Origin of the sequence: Streptomyces sp. CA-111067, from assembly GCF_050956065.1 — a bacterium.
Lineage (GTDB): Bacteria > Actinomycetota > Actinomycetes > Streptomycetales > Streptomycetaceae > Actinacidiphila.
Map to the genome: position 1 here is coordinate 4,246,221 of NZ_CP192103.1, position 20,138 is coordinate 4,266,358.

Here is a 20,138-nt window from a genome sequence, read left to right on the forward strand (position 1 = left end):
CCAGGTTATGACCGACATCAGCAAGGCGTCCGCCGAAGCGGTCGAAGCCGCCCGGCAGGGCGACCAGTTCGCGGTGATCCTCGCCGCGATCCAGGCCGCTCAGATCATCCAGGCCCAGCAGCCCGTTCCGCCGCCGGCGCCGGTCACCGTGCAGCAGTCCGGTACGGCGGGCAAGTGGCTGGCCGTCGCGGTCGGCGGCTCCATGCTCATGATCACCGTGGCGTTCGCCGCCGTGGCGCTGGCCATCGCGTCGGCGTCCGTCGCACTGGTGGCGCTGGTGGTCTACGGCATCTACCGCGACATCCGAGGGGGGCGGCGCAAGTGATCCGTACCCACCCCAACGACCCCCCGCTGACCAGTGGGGAAGCGGCCAAGGTCGCCTGGTACATCGGCCGTATGGCCAAACGCGCCATCGCCGGTGAGGACGTCTACCAGGGCGACTTGCAGGCGAAGGTGGACCGCATCCTCACCACCGCGCGCAGGCGCGCGGACAAGGCCGCCGCTGCGGCCGGCAAGTGACCTTGCCCCGGACCGGCCGTCATCCGCCAAGACACCGGCCGGTCCGGGCCCCGCACCTCACACCAGAGAGCAGGGAAGTTCCAGCATGACCGAGATCATCAATCTGGACGCACACCGCCCCCGCCAGCGACGCGTCATCGACTTGACCAAGCACGACACCGACGCACCGACGCCGCCGCGCGAGGTGCTGGAAGGCGTCGTCATCCCCTCCGGGATACCCGGACAGGGCAAGGCCGCCGCCGGCCGCGCGGCGCTGCGTTACGGCGCCCGTGCGCTGCGCGTGGCCGCCACCCATGACCGGACCAAGACCGGGGCCCGGCTGGTGGCCCGGCACGGCTCGTACGTGGTCGGCGGTGCCGGTGTGCTGGCCAAACGCACCTGGGACGGCCGGTCCGCCGCCCGCTACGAACGCATGATGCGCATCGCCGAAGCCGCGGGGAACCCCGATGAGGCCAAGGAGTGGGAGGAGCGCGGGCGCGCCTTCCGCGCCGCCCGCCACCAGCGGCGTATGGACCTGCTGACCATGCCGCAACGCGTCGCCAAAGGCACCGTTGTGGGCACCGCCACCGCGACCGGCGGTCTGCTCGGTCTCGGTGTGCTGCTGGCCATCGCGGACAAGGATCCGGGCATGGTGCTCGCCCCGGTGATGGGCACCATCGACGCGATTCGCTGGGCTGTGGTGATCGTGACGATCGTGTGGGGCCCGGCGCTGTTCCTGGCCCCGTGGCTGGCCTTCCTCGGCCTGTGGAACACCGGCCGGATGCGGGGGGCCGCCCCCCGGTGGGCGTTGCCCGCCCGCGAGCGGGGCGACGGGGCGCCGATCACGCCGTCCATCGTCGTCACCGCTATGCGGGACCTGGGCATCGCGCCGCTGCGCGCGTCGATCAAGGCCATGGAGGACAACGGCGCCGGCATGCTCTCCCCGATCGTGCTCGCCGGATGCGGCGTCGAAGTCGACATCACCCTGCCGTCCGGATCCAGCACCGAGGAAGTCCTGTCCCGGCGCCGGAAGCTCGCGGAAAACCTCGGCCGGCACGAGCACGAGGTGCACCTGTCGGTGGCGCCGGCCGCGCGCACGGTCCGGGCGTGGATCGCCGACTCCGGGGCGCTGGATGAGCCGATCGGCCCGTCCCCGCTGGTGACCGACCCCGACACCTCCGCCGACTACGCCACGGGGCGTGCCCCGTGGGGTGTTGACCTGCGCGGGGATGCCGCGCTGGTCTCGCTGTTCCAGCGGCACATGCTGATCACGGGCCTGTCCAACCAGGGCAAGACCGCCAGCCTTCGGGCGCTGGCGTTGTGGCTCGCGCACGATGCGGCGGTGCTGTTCCGGATCGGGGACCTCAAGGGCATCGGGGACTGGCGGATGTTCACCGGCATCGCTCAGGTCCTGATCGAAGGGCCGACCGACGACCACGTCATCGCCGTGACCGAGATGGTCGAAGAGGGCGTTGAGGAGATGAACCGGCGCCTGCTCGCCCCCAGCGGCAGCACGTTCCCGCCGCTGGTGTTCATCGTGGACGAAGCGCAGGTCGCCTACGGCTCCGCAGCCCGGGACACCTACGTCACGGACAACGGCACCATCCGCTACGGCGCGCCCTACGGCGGCAGCAAGGCCACCTCCCGGTACTTCCAGGCCGTCAAGAAGATCCACGACCAGGGCCGCGCGGTGAACGTGACCATCTGGGAAGGCACCCAGGACCCGACGAACGAGAACCTGCCCAAGCGGAGCAGGGAGGGCAACCACATCCGCGCCAGCCTGGTCCTGGGCACCGAGTCACAGGCGCGGATGGCGCTCGGGGACAACCCCATCGACGCCGGCGCCGCCCCGCACAAGCTCCGGCAGGGCCTGGACAAGGGCACGGTCGTGGTCGCCGGTGACGGCGTCAAGCTCGCCCCCGGGCAGCCCGCCGTCACGATCCGCACGCACTACATCGACGGCGACACCGCCGGCGAACTCGCTGAGCGGATCAAGGCCCGTCGTGCCGGAGTCGATACCCGCACCGCCGCCGACACTGGCGAGGGGGAGCAGGTTGACCACCTCGCCGACATCGGCGCGGTGCTCGGTGACGCGAAGCGGATGCGGACCGACGAGGTTCGCCAGCGCCTGACCGAGCGCAACCCGCGCGAGTACCGGACCTGGACCGCGCAGGATCTCAGCCGAGTCCTGGACGCCGCCGGAGCCGCGCCGTACAAGTCCGGTGGCGTGATGGTCGTGTCCGCCAACCTGGTCCGCGAAGCCATCGACCAGCGCGATGCGGCTGCCGAAGACACCCCGGATCGTGACGCTGAGTAGAGGGAGGTCGCGAGGGAGGCAGGGAGAACTCCCCAACCGCCTCCCTCGCCCCGCCTCCCTCACCTGATCTGCGACAACACCACCGTGGGGAGTCAGGGAGGCAGGCGCCCCGGACCTGCGGAAACCCCCGAAAAACAGGGCCCCGGGCATCGCTATGCCTCCCTCCCTGCACGCACAGTCACCATCACGGCCACCACCCGAGCGAAGGGAACCACCTGTGGCCGCACTCCCGATCTACCGCTACCGCCAAGCCCCGCACGGCCTCATGACCCGCCGCCAACTCCGGCAGCACGGACTGAGCGCAGCCCGCGCCGCCGTCGTCGGCGAGATCCGCTGGCGCCGTGGCCGGCGCGTCGCCTACCTCTACGACCCCGCCACCGCGCGACCTGTCCAGCCCATGACCCCGGGCCGCTGGCGCTCGCACGCCGCGATGATGCGCGCCCGCCGCACCTGCCCGGCCTGCCGCACCGATCGCGGCTACGTCATCCCCACCTCGCTCGGCTGCTGCTGCTGGCCCTGCGCCGACCACCCCAACGCCTGACAACGCCCGTGGCGGCGGCTCCCGACCAAGGACAATCCGCCGCCACGGTCCTCCTCCATCCCGAAGGACAGGAGAACCACCAGCATGACCCATCCCACCCCCATGCGGCGACGGCTGATCAGGCCGTTGCTGCTGGACCTGTTCTGCTGCGCCGGCGGCGCCGGTACCGGCTACCACCGCGCCGGCTTCGACGTGCACGGCGTGGACATCGCCGACCGCCCCAACTACCCCTTCACCTTCCACCGTTCCGACGCGCTCGAACACCTCGCCCGTCTGATCACCACCGGCGACATCATGCGGTACGCGTTTGTCCACGCCTCTCCGCCCTGCCAGGCCCAGACGACCCTGACCATCGGGACCAACCGCTCCCGCGGCTGGGGTGGCGACCATGAAGACCTCGTCGCACCGACGAGGGAACTGCTGGACGCCACCGGCCTGCCCTACGTGATGGAGCAGCCCAACGGCCGGGCCGCGATCCGAAAGGACGTCAGCCTGTGCGGCGTCCAGTTCGGGCTGAAGGTCTTCCGGCACCGCAACTTCGAGTTGGGCCGCTGGTCCACCCCCAAGCCGCGTCACCTCAAGCACCCCGACTACGTGCGCGGTTGGCGGCACGGCATCTACCGCGACAGCCCCTATGTGGCCGCCTACGGCTCCGGTGGGGGCAAGGCCACCGTGCCCGAGATGCAGCAGGCCATGGGCATCACCTGGACCTCGGTGCGCGAGGAACTGACCGAAGCCATCCCCCCGGCCTACTCCCAGTGGATCGGCACCGCCTTCCTCACCGGCGCCCGGCAGACGGCGGTGGCGGCATGAGGCCCGAACTCCTCACCGCCGCTCTGGCCGCCGCCGAACGCGGCTGGCCGGTCATCCCCCTGCGCCCCGGCGGGAAGGTCCCCGCCCTGCACGGCGAGCGTCGCTGCCCCGGAACCGGTGACTGCGCCGGCGGGCACCGCACGTTCGAGCAGCGCGCCACCACCGACCCCGCCCGCATCGAACGCTGCTGGGCGGCGGGCCCGTACAACGTCGGCATCGCCACCGGGCCCGCCGGGCTGCTAGTGGTCGACCTGGACACGCTCAAGCCGACAGACGAGAAGGGCACGCCTGACGGCGCGAGCAACTTCCTGGCGCTCTGCGAGCGCGCCGGACAGGTGATGCCCTCCACCCGCCGCATCCGGACTCCCTCCGGCGGGCAGCACCTGTACTTCGCCGCCCCGGCAGGGGTTCGGCTGACCAACACCGCGAGCACCCTCGCGAAGAAGGTCGACACCCGCGCGTGGGGCGGACAGGTCGTCGCACCCGGGTCCGGGACGCCTCAGGGCCCGTATGCGGCCCTGGATGACTCCCCGGTTGCAAAACCTACCCGAATGGCTTCAAAGTGCCCTGACAGCCCCTCAGAGGGCCCACACGGTACCGATCCGGCCGATGCCCGCCCGCCACAGGGGGCGACTCGCCGATGTCGTGCTGCACCGGGAAACCGCCGCCGTGGCCATCGCAACCGAGGGCAGCCGCAACGCTGAACTGCTGCGCGCCGTAAGGGCGGTAGGCCGGTTCGTGGCATGGGGAGATCTCGACCGCGCCAGCGTCGAGCAGGCTTTTCAGGCGGGGGGCGAGGCTGCCGGGCTACCGGCTGCCGAGTGCCGAGCCACCATCCGCAGCGCTCTGAACTGGTCCATCCGCACCGCCCGATCGCGGGAGGCGGCATGACCGAGCAGGGCCGATCCCCCCGCCTGAAAAGCCTCACTGCACCTGCCACCCGGCCTCACCTCGCCGAACCGGCCGGCACCCCCGCCGCGAGTAGCGCGCCGAAGGTCGTCGCCGAAGGCGTCCCCTCCGGCGTTCTCCCTGACCGGCAGCACGTCCCCGGGCCCCGGGTGATCGGGTGGCTCCACATCGTGGCCCCGTCGAACTGGCGGGCCCCGGTGTCGGCTACCTCGCACTGCGACTGCGGACGCCACCTCACCGCGCACGGCCGGACCGACGTGATGGCCCTGGTCGCCAGCCACGTCGAACACCGCGCCGTGTGCCCGCTGCACAACGCACCCGAACGGAGGGCCGCCGCATGACAGCCACCGAGAACGGCGCCGACCTGCTCGCCGAAGTCGAGCGGTTCCACCGCCGGTTCAACGTCTTCCCTCAGGACGCCGCATACGCGGCGGTGACGTTGTGGGACGCGCACGCCCACCTGCTCGACTGCTTCGACTCCACCCCCCGCCTGGCCTTCCTGTCGCCCGAACCGGGGTCGGGCAAGACACGGGCCCTGGAAGTGGTCGAAACCCTCGTTCCGCACCCGATGGCCGCCGTCAACGCCTCCGCCGCCGCCCTGTTCCGCGCGGTCTCCGGCAACGACGGACGGCCCACCATCCTGTTCGACGAGATCGACACCGTCTTCGGCCCCAAAGCCGGGGACAACGAGGAACTGCGCGGCTTCCTCAACGCCGGCCACCGCCGCTCGGGCGTCACCTACCGGTGCATTGGCGACGGCGGCAACCAGACCGTGCAAGCCTTCCCGTCGTACTGCGCGGTCGCGGTCGGCGGACTCGGCAACCTGCCCGACACGATCATGTCCCGCAGCGTCATCATCCGCATGCGACGCAGGGCCCGCAACGAACACGTCGAGCCGTTCCGTGCCCGCATCCACGAACACCAGGGACACAAGCTCAGCGACCGCCTCGCCACATGGGCCGAGCAGGTACGCGCGCAGATCGTCGGCGCCTGGCCGGAGATGCCCGAAGGCGTCACCGACCGCCCCGCCGACGTATGGGAACCCCTGCTCGCCATCGCCGACGCCGCCGGCGGGACCTGGCCGCAACGCGCCCGCGCAGCCTGTCTCACCCTGGTCAAGGCAGCCCAGACCGGCGACAAACACTCACTCGGCATCCGGTTGCTGACCGACCTGCGCGACCAGGTACTCATCGGCATGGACCGGCTGCCCACCGTCGCGATCCTCGACCGGCTCAACGCCCTGGACGACGCCCCCTGGGCCGACCTCCAGGGCAAACCGCTGGACTCCCGGCGGCTGTCGCGAATGCTCAGCGAGTACATGACCGCCGACAACGAGCCCGTCGCCTCCCGCAACATCCGCACCGCCGGCGGCGTCCTCAAGGGCTACTACACCGGCGACCTGACCGACGCGTGGGCCCGCTACTGCCCCCCGCCCCCCGCAGAGCAGCTACAAGCGCAACAGCCGCTACAGCCCAGCTCACAGGGTATGCCCGCGTAGCGCACACCCCCTCATGTAGCGGCTACCGCAACTTCCCGCGAAGCGCGGTAGCCGCTACACGCCGCCCCACCGCTACGCCCCGCAGCCCGCTGACCAGCCATGTAGCGGCATAGCGGATGTAGCGGACTTCCAGGGGGAGGGGGTACCCCCCTCCCCCTGCCGTCGCTTCCTCGCCGTCCCCCGTAGCGCCACCGCTGCGGGGGACGGCCCATGTCCGGACCAGGAGGACACGGTGACCACCGCCACGCCGCAAGCCCTGACCGTCCCCGAAGTCATGGCCGCACTGAAAGTCAGCCGCTTCAAGGTCTACGACCTCATCCGCTCACGCGCACTCGTGAGCTTCACCATCGGCCGCTCCCGCCGCATCTCCGTGGAAGCGCTCGCCACCTACATCCGCACCCGCACCGAAGACGAGGACTGAGCATGGCCAAACGACGCGCCAACGGTGAAGGCACCATCACCAAACGGGCGGACGGCCGGTACCAAGCCGCCGCCTACGTCTACCGCCCGGACGGCACCCGGGTCCGGAAGTTCGTCTACGGCCGGACCCGCGAAGACGTGGCCGGCAAGCTCACGGAACTCCAGGAGAAGACCCGGCAGGGCGTCCCCGCCGCGACTTCCGCCATGGCGTTCGGCGAGTACCTGACCTACTGGCTGACCACCATCGCGCCCACCCGACTCAAGCCCGCCACGCTGAACAGCTACGAGGGTCTGACCCGTCTCTACGTCCTTCCGGCGCTGGCCAAGAAGAAGCTCAACCGCCTCTCGCCCGCCGACATCCGGCTGTTCCTCGCGCAGTTCAAGAGCGGTTGCCTGTGCTGCCTGCGCGGGGTGGACAAGGCGCGTCCGCAGGAGGAACGGCACTGCTGCGCGGTAGGCCGCTGCTGCGAGCGCCGACCGTCCGCCCGAACCGTCCAGTACGTGCACGCGGTGTTGCGGTCCGCGCTGCAACAGGCGGTCCGGGAAGAGCTGATCGCGCGCAACGTCGCCCGGATCGTGGAAACCCCCACCGTCGAACGTCAGGAGGTCCGTCCGTTGGATGCTGCGGAAGCCCGGATGCTGCTCAAGACCGCCCGCTCCCACAGGCTCTACGCCCTATGGCTACTGCTGATCTCCACCGGATTGCGACGCGGGGAAGTGCTCGGCCTCACCTGGTCGGATATCGACCTGGTCAACGGGCAGCTTCGCGTGCGGCGCAATCTCCAGCGCATCAAACGCGAACTGATCTTCGGCACTCCGAAGACGGCGCGCTCGCTCCGCACCATCTCTCTCCCCAAGCGATGCGTGCAGGCGCTCACCGAGCACCGGAACGCACAGGAGCGGGAGCAGAAGGTGGCCGGCGAGAAGTGGAAGCCGGTCCCGAGTCAGCCGAGCGGCCTGGTGTTCACCACCGCCACCGGGCGGGCGACGGACCCGCGCAGCCTGAACCGGATGCTGACCATCCTGTGCCGGGACGCCAAGGTCCGGCGAGTACGCGTGCACGACCTCCGGCACACCTGCGCCTCGCTGCTACTCGCGCAGGGGGTCGACGCCCGGACCATCATGGAGACGCTGGGACACAGCACCATCACCATGACCCTGGACACCTACGCGCACGTGATGCAGACGACCCTGCGGGCCGCCGCCGACCGCATGGATGACGCGCTCGGAGAGGACGACCGGGAGGAAGCCGAGACGGACGACGCGGGCCCCGAAGCCGCCGCCTGACGGGAGCCCCCGGACCGCGTTGATGTCAGCCGGTGATGTCAAAGGCCCCCTGGACAATGTCCAGGGGGCCTTTGACCTGTGTGCACTCGGCAGGATTCGAACCTGCAACCTTCTGATCCGTAGTCAGATGCTCTATCCGTTGAGCTACGAGTGCTCGGCTTCGCGGCTGGTGGGGCCGGTCTGCGTCGCGGGGACAACATTACATGAGGCGGTGCGGGAGGTGAAATCGATAAGGGGCCCGGCCTCGGCGGGCGGGCGTCAGGGGCACGGACGGACTCGCGGGGCTCGTGGGCGGGTGATGAATGAATAGTTTAAATAGTCATCGTTGAGCTATCATGACGACATGAACAAAACATCCAGCACGCTGGAACTGTATGCCGTTCCTCGCTTGACCAGCGAGGATCAGGCCGTGCTGGGCGAGATCCACCAGATGCGCAAAGCGATGCGGCATGTCTTGCGCACACCCCGGCGCTGGGAAGGGGGGCTGCGGCGCTCTGTCCTGGCCAAGGCCATTCAGGGCTCCAACAGCATCGAGGGCTACGAGGTCGCCGAGGACGATGCCATCGCCGCGCTGGATGACGAAGAGCCCATGAGCGCCGACGAGAAGACCTTCGAGGAGGTCAAGGGCTATCAGCGCGCCATGAGCTACGTGCTTGCCATAGGCGGCGACAGTCTCGCCACGTACGACACGGCGGAGCTGCGTGCCATGCACTTCATGATGTTGCAGCACGAGCCGTCGAAGTCACCGGGACGCTTCCGCAGGGGCGCGATCTACGTGCACAACCACGAGACCGAGCAGCAGGTGTACGCGGGCCCGGACCACGAAGTCGTTCCGGACCTGATGGGCGCCCTCGTCAGCAGTCTGCGCGGCAACAACGAGCACGATCCCGTCGTCCGGTCCGCGATGGCACACCTGAACCTGGTCATGATCCACCCCTTTCGGGACGGCAACGGCCGCATGGCCCGCGCGCTGGCCACCCTTGTCCTGACCCGCTCGGACATCGGCGAGCCGGCGTTCTCGTCGATCGAGGAATGGCTCGGCGTCAAGTCCAACACGCTGGACTACTACGCCGCTCTCGGCCACACGGGGCACGGCAGGTGGGCTCCGCGCCCCGACGCGGGCATCTGGCTGTCCTTCTGCCTGCGGGCGCACCACATGCAAGCACAGACGATGACCCAGCGCTTCGAGGACGCCAGCCGATACTGGGTGCATCTGGATGCCATCGCCGCCCGGCACAAGCTGTCGGAACGGGTGATGGACCCGCTGTTCGACGCCATTCTGGGCTACCGCATCCGACGCGGCGGCTACATGAAACGCGCCGGCATCGAGGGGCAGACGGCCACCAGGGATCTGGCGCACCTTGCCAGGATCGGACTTCTCACCGCTCACGGATCCGGCCGGGGCAGCCACTACACCGCTGCCAGCCCGTTGCTCGAGATCCGCGCGGACGTCCGGTCACGACGGGAATCCGTCACGGACCCGTACCCCTGGATGCGGTCCAGGCTGGCCGAGCCGATCAGCTGGGAAGCGTAGAACCTGCACGCGGGCGGCGCCCGGGCCGCCGGGCGCGCGGGTGCCGGGTCAGGTGAGGGTGGTGGTGGCCCGGCGGAGTTCGGTCAGGGCGGACTGGACGTGGGGGGACAGGGGGGAAGCGGGGGAGGGCGGGGTGGCGGACCAGGCGGCGAAGCCGCGTTTGAAGGCCAGGAGGCCCAGCTCGGAGGCCAGGGCCGCGGTCGGCTCGGGGATGCCGCGGGCGGTCAGGGCGGTGGTCATCGCGGTGGCGAGGCCGACGTCTTTGAGGGCGTCGCGCTGCTGGAGCTCGGCGCTCGCGGCGACGGCCGCCTTCAGGCGCGGGGCGAGCTCGCGGTTCATCGGGCCCATCGCGGCCGACGCGCGGTCGAGGCCGGCGGCGACCGCGTCGAGAGGCCCGGCGGCCTCGGGGGCCTCGGCGATGCCCTCGGCCAGCAGCCGGCTCAGCGTCTCCTGCCCTGCCACCAGCAGCTCGCGCTTGTCGGGGAAGTGCCGGAAGAAGGTGCTCTTGGTGACCCCGGCGCGCTCGGCGATCTGGGCGACCGTCGTGGCGTCGTAGCCCTGCTCGGTGAAGAGGTCGACGGCAGCCATGACGAGGCGCTCGCGCGCCCCCGGTTCCCATCGGCTCATCAGCCCATCATATGTGACGGGACTCTTGTCCCATCGCCCTGTTAGGCTGATGGGACAAGAGTCCCATCACTTGAGCAGGAGATCCTCCATGCGCGTCTTCGTCACCGGCGGCACGGGCCTGATCGGGTCCGCCGTCGTCGCCGAACTGCTCGGCAACGGCCACACCGTCCTCGCCCTCGCCCGCTCCGAGGACTCCGCCCGGGTCGCCGACGCGGCCGGCGCCGAGCCGCTGCGGGGCGGCCTCGCCGATCTGGACGTCGTCCGCGCCGGAGCCGCCATGGCGGACGGCGTGATCCACCTGGCGTTCGGCAACGACTTCAGCAGCCCCGAGGCCGTCGCGAAGTCGGTCGCCGAGGAGACCGCCGCGCAGGAGACCATCGGCGAGGAACTCGTCGGCACCGACCGCCCCTTCGTCACCGTCTCCGGCACGCCCTGGGTGCAGGGCCGGCTGTCCACCGAGGACGACCCGCTGCCGACGGACGGGCCGGTCGGCGGCCGCGGCCGTACGGTCACGGCGATCCTCGGCCTGGCCTCGCGCGGGGTCCGCACCTCGGCCGTACGGATGCCGCGCACGGTGCACAACAAGGGGGACGGCGGTTTCGCCGGCCTGCTGACCCAGATCGCCCGCCAGAGCGGCGTCTCCGGCTACCCCGGCGACGGCACCCAGCGCTGGCCCGCCGTGCACGCGCTCGACGCGGCCGTCCTCTTCCGGCTCGCCCTGGAACAGGCCCCGGCCGGCACCTCGTGGCACGCCGTGGCCGACGAGGGCGACCGGGTACGGGACATCGCCGAGGTCATCGGCCGCCGGCTCGGCCTGCCGGTCGAGCAGGTGCCGGCGGAGACGTACGGGCCGCTCGGCCCGATCTTCGCCAGCGACCAGCCGTCGTCCAGCGCCCACACCCGGCAGGCGCTGGGCTGGGAGCCGAGGCATCCGAGCCTGCTGGCGGACCTGGAGAACATCCAGCCCTGAGCGGGCGTCACTTCCCCAGCCCGGCCCGGCCCTGGAGACGGCCCGGTGACCGCCCCTGAGGCGAGCCGGACCTGAGCCAGAGCCGTCCCGGAGGCAAGCTGGAGCCGAGCCGGACGCGGCCCGGAGACGAATCAGGGAGCCCGCGCCAGATGGCGCGGGCTCCCTGATGTGGTGGCGGAGGCGGAGGGATTTGAACCCTCGATGGACGGTAAAGCCCAAACCGCATTAGCAGTGCGGCGCCATAGACCGGACTAGGCGACGCCTCCTGGGTACGCGCCCGGGCGAGCGGGCACGTGTGCAGATGATGGCACAGCCCAGCGGGCCGCGACCAATCGCAGACTACGGTACAAGGCCGCCGGTCGGCAGGGCAAAGGGGTTGGCGCGGTGCGAGCCCCCGGAACGTGCCCCGGACGTCCCCGGCGCGGCGGGCCCGGCGCTCCCCCGGACGCCCCGACGCAACGGGCCCCGCGCTCCCCGGAAGCCCCGGCGCAACGGGCCCGACGGCCGCCCGGACACTCCCGGCGCAACGCGCCTGCCGGCCGCCCGGACACTCCCCGCGCAACGGGCTTCACGGCCACCGGGCCGTCCCCCGGCGCACGGCTCCGGGACGCGCCCCGGTCGCGATCCGGCCGCGCCGGCGCCCCCGCTCCCGGACGTCCCCGGCGCAACAGGCCCCGCGCCCCGCGAGCCGCGCCCACCATCGGGTGACCTCGCCGGGGTGTCGGCCCCCGCCCCGGTAAGAGAAGGGGCATGCGATCTGCCCGTCTCACCTCCGCCGCCGCCCTGTTCCTCGGCGGAGCCGCCCTCCTGCTGTTCGGTTCACACAACGGTGCCGCCGCCGTCGGCCTGCCCAGGCCCGCGGGACCGGCCGGTCCCGTTGGACCGTTCGGCCCCAACGGTGACGAGGCCGCCGGCGCCGGTCCCGTCACCGGTGACGACCACCTCGCCGTCACCTACGACGCGGGCGACTCCCACCCGCACACGTACACCGTCGACTGCGGCCAGAGCGAGCGCGCCGCGGACGCCGCCCGCTGCGACCGGCTGCGGCAGATCGGCGGCCCGCTGCCCGCCGTCCGCGGCGACCAGCTGTGCTCGATGATCTACGGCGGCCCGCAGACCGCCTCGGTCACCGGCGTGTGGAACGGCCGGCCGCGGACGGAGACGTACCGCAGGACCAACGGCTGCGAGGTGGCCCGCTGGAGCGGCATGGTCCCGGCCCTGCCCGCACCCACCGCGGCCCAGGCCCCCGGCGGCCAGACCCAGACCCCCGCCGCCGCCGAGACCCAGGTCCCGACCACCGCCGACACGCCCGGCGTCAGCACCCTCCCCGCCGTCCCCGCCCCCCACACCCCGATCAAGAAGGACCTCCGCCCGCTGCGCGGCTGACCAGCACCGCCCGCGTCCCCGCACCCCCCACCCCGCACCCCCACGTGACGGATGCCACACCCGCCCCGCCCGTACCCGAACCCCGATGTACCTGGGCCCACATGAGCATCCAAGGCCACGGCGCGGGGCCTGCCACGTACACTCCCTCTAGTGACAGGCCCCGGGGGTGGCGGCAAGATGGGCCGCCCGTGACAGTCGGCCGCCCGGACCACCTGCGGCCCGGCAAGCGGACCGGCGGACGGACCGGCAGCGGCTCAACGGCGCAGCCCCGGGCAGTGCAGCACGTGCGGTAACAGGGAGGACGCGTCTCGTGAGCAGCAGGCCATCCAGAGGCGCTGCTCGCCTCGCCTCGATACTCGACGCCCTGCCCGACGCCCTGCTGCTCGTCGACGTCAACGGCACCGTGGTGAACGCGAACGCGATAGCGCTGGAGACCTTCGAGTCGCCGGGCACCGCCCTGGTCGGCCGGGGCCTGCTCGACCTGCTGCCGACGTTCGACTCCAAGCGCATCCCCGGCTCGATGCGCAGCCCGCGCGAGGCCGCCGAGGACACCCGCACCAAGCCGACCCGGATGACCGCCCGCCGCACCGACGGCACGGAGTTCCCGGTCGAGATCACCAGCGCGAACCTGGAGGACGGCCGCACCCCGTACGCGGAGGCGTACCAGGACTACGGCGACCCGCAGCAGCCGCACTACACCGGTGACGAGTTGCTGATGCTGGTGGTCCGCGACCTGTCCGGCACGGTCGACACCGAGGCCGAACTCGCCCGCCAGCAGCGGCAGACCGAGATGATCCTGCGCGCCGCGGCCGAGGGCGTGGTCGGCGTCGACACGGCGGGCAAGATCGTGCTCGTCAACCCGTCGGCCGCGCAGATACTCGGCCACCGCGCCACCGACCTCGGCGGCAAGGAGCTGCACCCGCTGGTGCACCACTCACGCCCGGACGGCTCGCCGCTGGCGTACGAGGAGACCCCGCTCGCCGACACGCTGCGCTCGGGCCGCAAGCACCGGGTACGCGGCCAGGTGCTGTGGCGCAAGGACGGCAAGCCGGTGCCGGTCGATCTGACGACGGCGCCGGTGCGGGACGGCGACCAGCTGGTCGGCGCGGTGATGACGTTCACCGACCGGACGGCGTACGACGCCAACGACGCGCGCAGCGCACAACTCCGGGCGCTGCTCGACACCTCGCTCCGCGGCCCGCTGGCCGAGCTGCGCGGCGAGTTGAGCGGCCTGGCCGCCGACCCGGCGGGACAGCTCTGGCCCGAGGCCAACCAGATCCTGCACCACCTGTCGGCCGGCTACGCGCGGATCACCACGCTCATCGACAACGTGCTCGCGTTCCAGCGGCTCGACCGCGGCGAGGACAAGCTGAACCGGGCGGAGGTCGGCCTCGACCAGGTGATCGCCGCGGCCGTGGACGGCGCGATCGAGCTGATCGGCCCGGGCCGCGCGCAGTACGCGGTGCACGCGCCGCCGATCGAGGCGTCGATCGACGCCGAGCGGATGGCGCAGGCGCTCGCGCACCTCATCGCCGACGTGGCCGGCGTCGATTCGGCCGGCAACGCGATCGCGTACACCGGCGACTCGACGATCGTCGTCGCGGCGGCGCAGCGCGGCGACGTCATACGGCTCGACGTCCGCGGCCCGCGGGCCGGCGGCGACCCGGTGCATCTGCCGCTGGCGCGGGGCATCGTGGAACGGCACGGGGGCGTGCTCCAGACGCACGAGGTGCCCGGGCAGGGCAGTGCGTACGTACTCGAGGTGCCGGTCGGTACGGCGGGGGGCCGCGGGCCCGGCGGTTCCGGGCGGCGCGCGGGCTCCGGGTCCGCGGGTTCTTCCGGGTCTTCCGGTACGGGCGCGGGCTCGGACGACACCGGCGGCCAGCCGCGGGAGTCCGACACGACGGTGATGCCGGTGCCTTCGCAGCCGGTTCGCGGTACGCAGGGCCCGGACGACGCGTCCGCCGGTACGAGCACGGGCTTGAGCAGTGCGGGTACGGGTACGGGTCGGGCGCCGCATCCGCGCAGGGCCGCGGACGACGCGGACGGCACGATCGTCGCGCCCTGGGCCGTTCCGGCCGCCGCCGAGCCCGAGGCGCCGACCGGGCGCCGGCGCGCGCTGCGCAGGCCCGAGGAGCAGCAGCCGGACGCGGGCGGGCAGAGCGAGGCCGGGGCCCCGACCCCGCCGCCGACCGGCCGCCGCGCGAGGCGGGCGCGTCCCGAGACGCCGGAGGACGGCCCGGCCGGCCGCCCCGAACTCCCCGCCGCACAGACCCCGCACGCCCTTCCCCCGGCGAGTCCCGCGCCCCAGGTCCCGGCGCAGGCACAGCCCCAGGAGGGCACGGGACGCCGTGCCCGGCGGGCCATCGACACGGGTCCCGCGCCCAAGCAGAGCGCCCCGGCGTCGCAGCCCGATGACCCCGGCCCGGGACCGTGGCCCGGGCGCACCGGCCCGCACCCCGACGCCCCGGCCCCCCGCGCCCCCTGGCAGGACCCGTCCTCCGACGCGACCCCGCCGCCCGAGGGCCCCGCCCCCCGCCCGACCCCGTGGCCGAACGCGGCCCGCGAGGCGGAAGAGGAGGGCGGCGCGCAGAGCGAATCCGGACCTGGCAACGTCACCCCCCAAGGCCCCGGCTCGCAGTGGCCCAACGCCGAGAACCCGCCGCGCGCGGTGGAAGGCGGCCCGCAAGGCAGGTCCCGACGCAGGAACGTCAACCCGCAGGGCGAGCCGGACTCACCCTGGCCGAACCCTGCCGCGAACCAGCCGGGCGACGCGGAAGACGGCAGCCCGCAGTGGCCCAACGCCGGGAATGCGCCGCGCGCGGTGGAAGGCGGTCCGCAAGGCAGGTCCCGACGGCGGAACGTCAACCCGCAGGGCGAGCCCGACTCACCCTGGCCGAACGGCGCCGCGAACGCACCGGGCGACGCGGAAGGGAACGGCCCGCAGGGCGGACCCGAGCTCAAGAACGTCAACCCGCAAGCCGGGCCCGGCGCTTCCTGGCCCAACGCCGGGGCCGACCAGCCGCGCCCCGACGAAAGCGACGCCCCCCAGGCGGAGTCCGGTGCCGCGACGCCGTGGCCCGGGCGGCCGGTGGCGAGCGGAGACGTGCAGGGTGGGCCCGGTGCGCCGTGGCAGGCGCGCGAGGCGGAAGGCAACGGCCCGCAGGCCGGGCCCAGGCCCAGGAACGTCAACCCGCAAGCCGGGCCGGGCGCGTCCTGGCCCAACGCCGGGGCCAACCAGCCGCATCAGGCGGAAGGCAACGCCCCGCAAGGCGGACCCGGGCCCAAGAGCGTCAACCCGCAAGGGCCCGGCCCGCAGTGGCCCAACGCTCGCGCCGACCAGCCGCATCAGGCGGAAGGGAACGGCCCGCAGGCCGGACCCGGGCGCAAGAACGTCAACCCGCAAGCCGGGCCCGGCGCGTCCTGGCCCAACGCTGCCGCCAACCAGCCGCGCCCCGACGAAAGCAGCGGCCCGCAGACCGGCCCCGATGGCAGGAACGTCAACCCGCAGGCCGGGCCGGGCGCGGGCAGTCCGCCGCCGTGGCTTGCGGCGGCGGACCAGGCACGGTCGCCCGAAGGTGACGTCCCCGCGTGGCCGAACGCCGCGAACCGGCCGGGGCCGGCGGCCGAAGGCAACGGTCCGCAGGGCGGCGCCTCTTCGTGGCCGCATGCGGGCGGCCCGCAGCCGTCCGCCGAAGGTGAGCACCCGGCGTGGCGGAACGGCGCCGAGCAGCCCTCCGGCCCCGCGAGTGCCGCCGCCGCGTCCGGCTGGCGCGGCGCGGGCGATCAGGACGAGGAGCAGGAGCAGGGCCGGGACGAGGGGCACGAGCAGGACGAGGACCCGCGCCGTCCCGGCGACGACGGGAACCCGGCCTGGCCCGGCCCTGGCGAGCAGGGCCCCGAGCAGCCCGCGCCCGCCGCCGAGGAGGAGCCGCCGGCCGCCGCGTTCGGCGTCGTCGCGCCCTGGCCCGACCCCTCGGAGCGGCAGGCGCAGCCGCAACGCAACCGTCCCGGCGTGCCGTTGCCGCCGTCCGCGTGGCCGGCCGCGCAGGATCCGTCGCAGCAGAGCCACGGGCGGGCGATCAGCGTGCGGACGCTCGGGCAGGGCATGCCGTTCGGGCAGCACGGCGGCGACCCGCAGACCCAGACCCAGGCCGTCCAGGCGCAGGCGCCGCTGCCCGCGCAGGTCGCGGCCGGCGGGTCGGGCCGGCGGCGCCGGCTCAGCGCGCCGCCGAACCAGCCCCCGGCGCAGCCGCCGAACCCGGGCCAGGGTCAGGGCGAGGAGCAGGACCAGGGCCCCGGCGGCGAGCCGCAGGCGCGCCAGCACCCGCAGGCCGAGCCCGACAGCGGGCAGCTGCCCGTACGCCGTACCGCCCCGGAGCCGCCGAGGCCGCGGCTGCCCGGCGACCACGAGACCGCGCTGCTGCGTCCCGTCCCGGCGGAACCGCCGAACGTGCCGCACCAGGCGTCGGGCGGACGCGCGTACGCCATAGGGGCGCCGGCCGCCGGTGCCGACGAGGGGCCCGAGCCGCTGGACGGGCCGAACGGCGCCGTGGACGTCACGGACGTCGCCAGCGACCGGCTCGACGAGGGCCTGGACGAGCCGCGCCGGCTGCTGGTGTGGCCCGAGCCCGACGTCTCCACCCGGCAGGCGCTGACCGACCGCGGCTACCGGCCGGTGATCGTGCGCTCCCGCGAGGAGGTGGACGCGCAGGTCGCGGAGCCGCCCGCGGCGCTGTTCGTCGACCCGCTGACCGGGCCGATCACCCGGACCGCGCTCCAGTCGCTGCGGCAGGCCGCGGCGGCGGCGGACGTACCCGTCCTGGTGACGGCCGGCCTCGGGCAGGCCACCCGGGAGGCGGCGTACGGGGCCGACCCCGCCGTCCTGCTCAAGGCGCTCGCGCCGCGCGACAGCGAGCAGCACCCGCCGCGGGTGCTGCTCGTGGAGAGCCACGAGGCGATCGCGCAGGCGTTCTCGGCGACGCTGGAGCGGCGCGGGATGCAGGTCACGCACGCGAACTCCGAGACGGAGGCGATGACGAAGGCGGCGCAGGTCCATCCGAACCTGGTGGTGATGGACCTGATGCTTATTCGGCGCCGCCGGCAGGGGATCGTGGACTGGTTGCGCGGCAACGCGCGGTTGACGCACACGCCGATGGTCGTCTACACGTCGGCGGACATCGACCCGTCCGAGCTTCCGCGACTGGCGTCGGGCGAGACGGTCCTGTTCCTCGCGGAACGCTCGACGAGCACGGACGTCCAGTCGCGGATCGTGGACCTCCTGAGCAAGATCGGCTCCTGACGGCCAGGGGTTGCCCCCTGAGGCCCCCGTTCGGCTGCCGGCTCACTCTGGCTCGTCGCGCGGTTCCCCGCGCCCCTTCTAAGAGCGCGTGCCTGGCCCGGGCGCACAGTGGCTCCCGGTCACACCAGGGGCGCGGGGAACCGCGCGACAAGCCACGACGTACCCGCGGCTGAAGTGCGGGCTCAGGGGGCACCCCCTGAAAGCCCCCACCCGGGGGCCAGCCGGGGTCGCGGCGGTCAGCGAGGGGGCGGGGTCGTACGGGTCACCGACAGAGCCCCGTCGGCGTACGACTTGCGGATCACCTTCTTGTCGAACTTGCCCACACTCGTCTTCGGCACAGCCTCAAGCACCGTCCACCGCTCCGGGATCTGCCACCGCGCCACCCGCTCCCCCAGGAAATCGCGCAGCGCCTCGTAGTCCGCGCTCGCGCCCTCGCGGAGGACGACCGTTGCCAGCGGGCGTTCGCCCCAGCGGTCGTCGGGGACGGCGACCACCGCGGCCTCGGCCACGTCGGGGTGGGCCATCAGGTGGTTCTCCAGGTCAACCGACGAGATCCATTCGCCGCCGGACTTGATGACGTCCTTCGCGCGGTCGGTCAGCGTGAGGAAGCCGTTCTCGGAGATGACGCCGACGTCGCCGGTGCGCAGCCAGCCGTCCGGGCTGAACTTGTCCTCGGGGCGCAGCGGCTCCTCGCCGACGCCGCCGAAGTAGGCCGCCGCGATCCACGGCCCGCGCACCTCCAGCTCGCCCGCGGACTCGTTGTCCCAGGGCATCACCGAGCCGTCCGGGCCGATCAGCCGCGCCTCGACCGACGCGGGGAACCGTCCCTGGGTGATCCGGTAGCCCCACTCCTCGTCGCCGCTGACCCCGGCGGGCGGCAGCGCCACCGTGCCGAGCGGCGAGGTCTCCGTCATCCCCCAGGCGTGGTTGAGCTGCACGCCGAGCTGCTCCTTGAACGCCTTCATCAGCGCGGGCGGGCAGGCGCTGCCGCCGATCGTGACCCGGGCGAGGCTGGTGATGTCCCGGGGCCGCTCGGTGAGTTCGGTCAGCAGGCCCTGCCAGATGGTGGGGACGGCGGCGGCGTGCGTGGGACGCTCGGTGGCGATCATCTCGGCCAGCGGCCCCGGCTGGAGGAAGCGGTCCGGCATCAGCAGGTTGACGCCCGTCATGAACGCCGCGTGCGGCAGGCCCCACGCGTTGACGTGGAACATCGGCACGACCGGCAGTGAGGTGTCGTGGCAGGTCAGCGACATCGTCTCGGCCGCGCCGACCTGCATCGAGTGCAGGTAGATCGAGCGGTGCGAGAAGACCACGCCCTTGGGGTCACCGGTCGTCCCGGAGGTGTAGCACATGGCGGCGGCCTGGCGTTCGTCCAGCTCGGGCCAGTCGTAGCGGGTCGGCCGCCCGTCGAGCAGCTCCTCGTAGCGGTGGACGGCGGGCCGGCAGCCGTCCAGGGGCGCCAGGTCGCCGGGCCCGACGACGACCAGGTGCTCGACGGTCTTCAGCTCGGGCAGCAGCGGCGCGAGCAGCGGGATGAGACTGCCGTCCACCAGGATGATCCGGTCGGCCGCGTGGTTGACGATGAACGTCAGCTGGTCGGTGGGCAGCCGCAGGTTGAGGGTGTGCAGGACCGCGCCCATGCTGGGGATCGCGAGGTACGCCTCAAGATGCTCAGCATTATTCCACATAAAAGTGGCAATTCGGTCGCCGTCGTTGGCGCCGAGCTCGTCGCGCAGCGCGTTCGCGAGCTGTACGGCGCGGATGCCGGTCTCGCGGAAGGTGCGGCGGCGCGGTTCGCCCTCCCCGGTCCAGGTGGTGACGGTGGACGCGCCGTGCACCAGCGTCCCGTGCACCAGGATGCGGGTGACGGTCAGGGGTACGTCCTGCATCGTGCTCAGCACGGGGGCCTCCGGCGGCTACGCGGCTCCGACTACGCCCGGAGGCTGATGGCCGCCCGGCGAGGTCGCTTTCCCGCGATTGTGCTGGCATACCGATCGGTATGTCACTACCCCTCGCGGGAAACCCCCTCAGGACCG

General features: G+C 72.8%; 15 protein-coding genes, 2 tRNA genes and 1 pseudogene. 14 read left to right on the plus strand and 4 right to left on the minus strand.

The annotated features are described in order from the left end of the window. The first annotated feature begins 7 nt into the window (after positions 1 to 7). The 10 genes and pseudogenes from ACQPW6_RS18455 to ACQPW6_RS18500 all read left to right on the plus strand — a co-directional run bounded on the left by ACQPW6_RS18455 (position 8) and on the right by ACQPW6_RS18500 (position 8,283). On the plus strand, positions 8 to 325 hold the full coding sequence (locus tag ACQPW6_RS18455) for a hypothetical protein (RefSeq protein ID WP_433890737.1): 318 nt from the start codon (positions 8 to 10) through the stop codon (positions 323 to 325). Then, on the plus strand, positions 322 to 519 hold the full coding sequence (locus ACQPW6_RS18460) for a DUF6257 family protein (RefSeq protein WP_433890738.1): 198 nt from the start codon (positions 322 to 324) through the stop codon (positions 517 to 519). The genes ACQPW6_RS18455 and ACQPW6_RS18460 overlap by 4 nt, the downstream gene beginning before the upstream one ends. Before the next feature lie 85 nt (positions 520 to 604). After that, entirely contained in the window at positions 605 to 2,815 is a 2,211-nt protein-coding gene (locus tag ACQPW6_RS18465; RefSeq protein WP_433890739.1) for an ATP-binding protein, read from the plus strand. Positions 2,816 to 3,032: 217 nt separating this feature from the next. After that, positions 3,033 to 3,356: an RRQRL motif-containing zinc-binding protein gene (locus tag ACQPW6_RS18470; RefSeq protein ID WP_433890740.1), complete on the plus strand. Its 324-nt coding sequence runs from the start codon at positions 3,033 to 3,035 to the stop codon at positions 3,354 to 3,356. An 84-nt stretch (positions 3,357 to 3,440) separates the two neighbouring features. Continuing rightward, positions 3,441 to 4,169 (plus strand): DNA methylase, encoded by a 729-nt coding sequence (locus ACQPW6_RS18475; RefSeq protein WP_433890741.1) that lies wholly within the window; start codon positions 3,441 to 3,443, stop codon positions 4,167 to 4,169. Next, a pseudogene (locus ACQPW6_RS18480) lies at positions 4,166 to 5,060 on the plus strand (bifunctional DNA primase/polymerase). Before ACQPW6_RS18475 ends, ACQPW6_RS18480 begins: the two are co-directional and overlap by 4 nt. A gap of 188 nt (positions 5,061 to 5,248) precedes the next feature. Next, the gene (locus ACQPW6_RS18485; RefSeq protein ID WP_433890742.1) at positions 5,249 to 5,419 is read left to right on the plus strand and encodes a hypothetical protein; all 171 of its coding nucleotides are present in this window, start codon (positions 5,249 to 5,251) and stop codon (positions 5,417 to 5,419) included. After that, positions 5,416 to 6,576, plus strand: coding sequence for a DUF3631 domain-containing protein (locus tag ACQPW6_RS18490; RefSeq protein ID WP_433890743.1), 1,161 nt, complete (start codon positions 5,416 to 5,418; stop codon positions 6,574 to 6,576). The genes ACQPW6_RS18485 and ACQPW6_RS18490 overlap by 4 nt, the downstream gene beginning before the upstream one ends. A gap of 232 nt (positions 6,577 to 6,808) precedes the next feature. Next, entirely contained in the window at positions 6,809 to 6,997 is a 189-nt protein-coding gene (locus ACQPW6_RS18495; protein WP_433890744.1) for a helix-turn-helix domain-containing protein, read from the plus strand. Between the two features lie 2 nt (positions 6,998 to 6,999). After that, positions 7,000 to 8,283, plus strand: coding sequence for a tyrosine-type recombinase/integrase (locus ACQPW6_RS18500; RefSeq protein WP_433890745.1), 1,284 nt, complete (start codon positions 7,000 to 7,002; stop codon positions 8,281 to 8,283). A gap of 81 nt (positions 8,284 to 8,364) precedes the next feature. Here ACQPW6_RS18500 and ACQPW6_RS18505 read toward each other — a convergent pair. Then, positions 8,365 to 8,437: transfer RNA gene (locus ACQPW6_RS18505), tRNA-Arg, on the minus strand. A gap of 189 nt (positions 8,438 to 8,626) precedes the next feature. Here ACQPW6_RS18505 and ACQPW6_RS18510 point away from each other — a divergent pair. Continuing rightward, complete coding sequence (locus ACQPW6_RS18510) at positions 8,627 to 9,817, plus strand: Fic family protein (protein WP_433890746.1); 1,191 nt, start codon at positions 8,627 to 8,629, stop codon at positions 9,815 to 9,817. A 48-nt stretch (positions 9,818 to 9,865) separates the two neighbouring features. On the opposite strand, the gene ACQPW6_RS18515 is transcribed toward ACQPW6_RS18510, so the two are convergent. Beyond that, entirely contained in the window at positions 9,866 to 10,444 is a 579-nt protein-coding gene (locus tag ACQPW6_RS18515; RefSeq protein ID WP_433890747.1) for a TetR/AcrR family transcriptional regulator, read from the minus strand. 88 nt (positions 10,445 to 10,532) lie between these two features. Here ACQPW6_RS18515 and ACQPW6_RS18520 point away from each other — a divergent pair, with 88 nt between their 5' ends. Continuing rightward, positions 10,533 to 11,414, plus strand: a complete 882-nt coding sequence (locus ACQPW6_RS18520) for an SDR family oxidoreductase (protein WP_433890748.1) — start codon at positions 10,533 to 10,535, stop codon at positions 11,412 to 11,414. A 172-nt stretch (positions 11,415 to 11,586) separates the two neighbouring features. Here ACQPW6_RS18520 and ACQPW6_RS18525 read toward each other — a convergent pair. Then, positions 11,587 to 11,680: transfer RNA gene (locus ACQPW6_RS18525), tRNA-Ser, on the minus strand. A gap of 484 nt (positions 11,681 to 12,164) precedes the next feature. Here ACQPW6_RS18525 and ACQPW6_RS18530 point away from each other — a divergent pair. Beyond that, on the plus strand, positions 12,165 to 12,800 hold the full coding sequence (locus ACQPW6_RS18530; protein WP_433890749.1) for a hypothetical protein: 636 nt from the start codon (positions 12,165 to 12,167) through the stop codon (positions 12,798 to 12,800). A 310-nt stretch (positions 12,801 to 13,110) separates the two neighbouring features. Beyond that, the gene (locus ACQPW6_RS18535; protein WP_433890750.1) at positions 13,111 to 18,102 is read left to right on the plus strand and encodes a PAS domain-containing protein; all 4,992 of its coding nucleotides are present in this window, start codon (positions 13,111 to 13,113) and stop codon (positions 18,100 to 18,102) included. Between the two features lie 236 nt (positions 18,103 to 18,338). Here ACQPW6_RS18535 and ACQPW6_RS18540 read toward each other — a convergent pair whose 3' ends face one another. Beyond that, on the minus strand, positions 18,339 to 20,003 hold the full coding sequence (locus ACQPW6_RS18540) for a long-chain fatty acid--CoA ligase (RefSeq protein ID WP_433890751.1): 1,665 nt from the start codon (positions 20,001 to 20,003) through the stop codon (positions 18,339 to 18,341). Positions 20,004 to 20,138 lie beyond the last annotated feature (135 nt).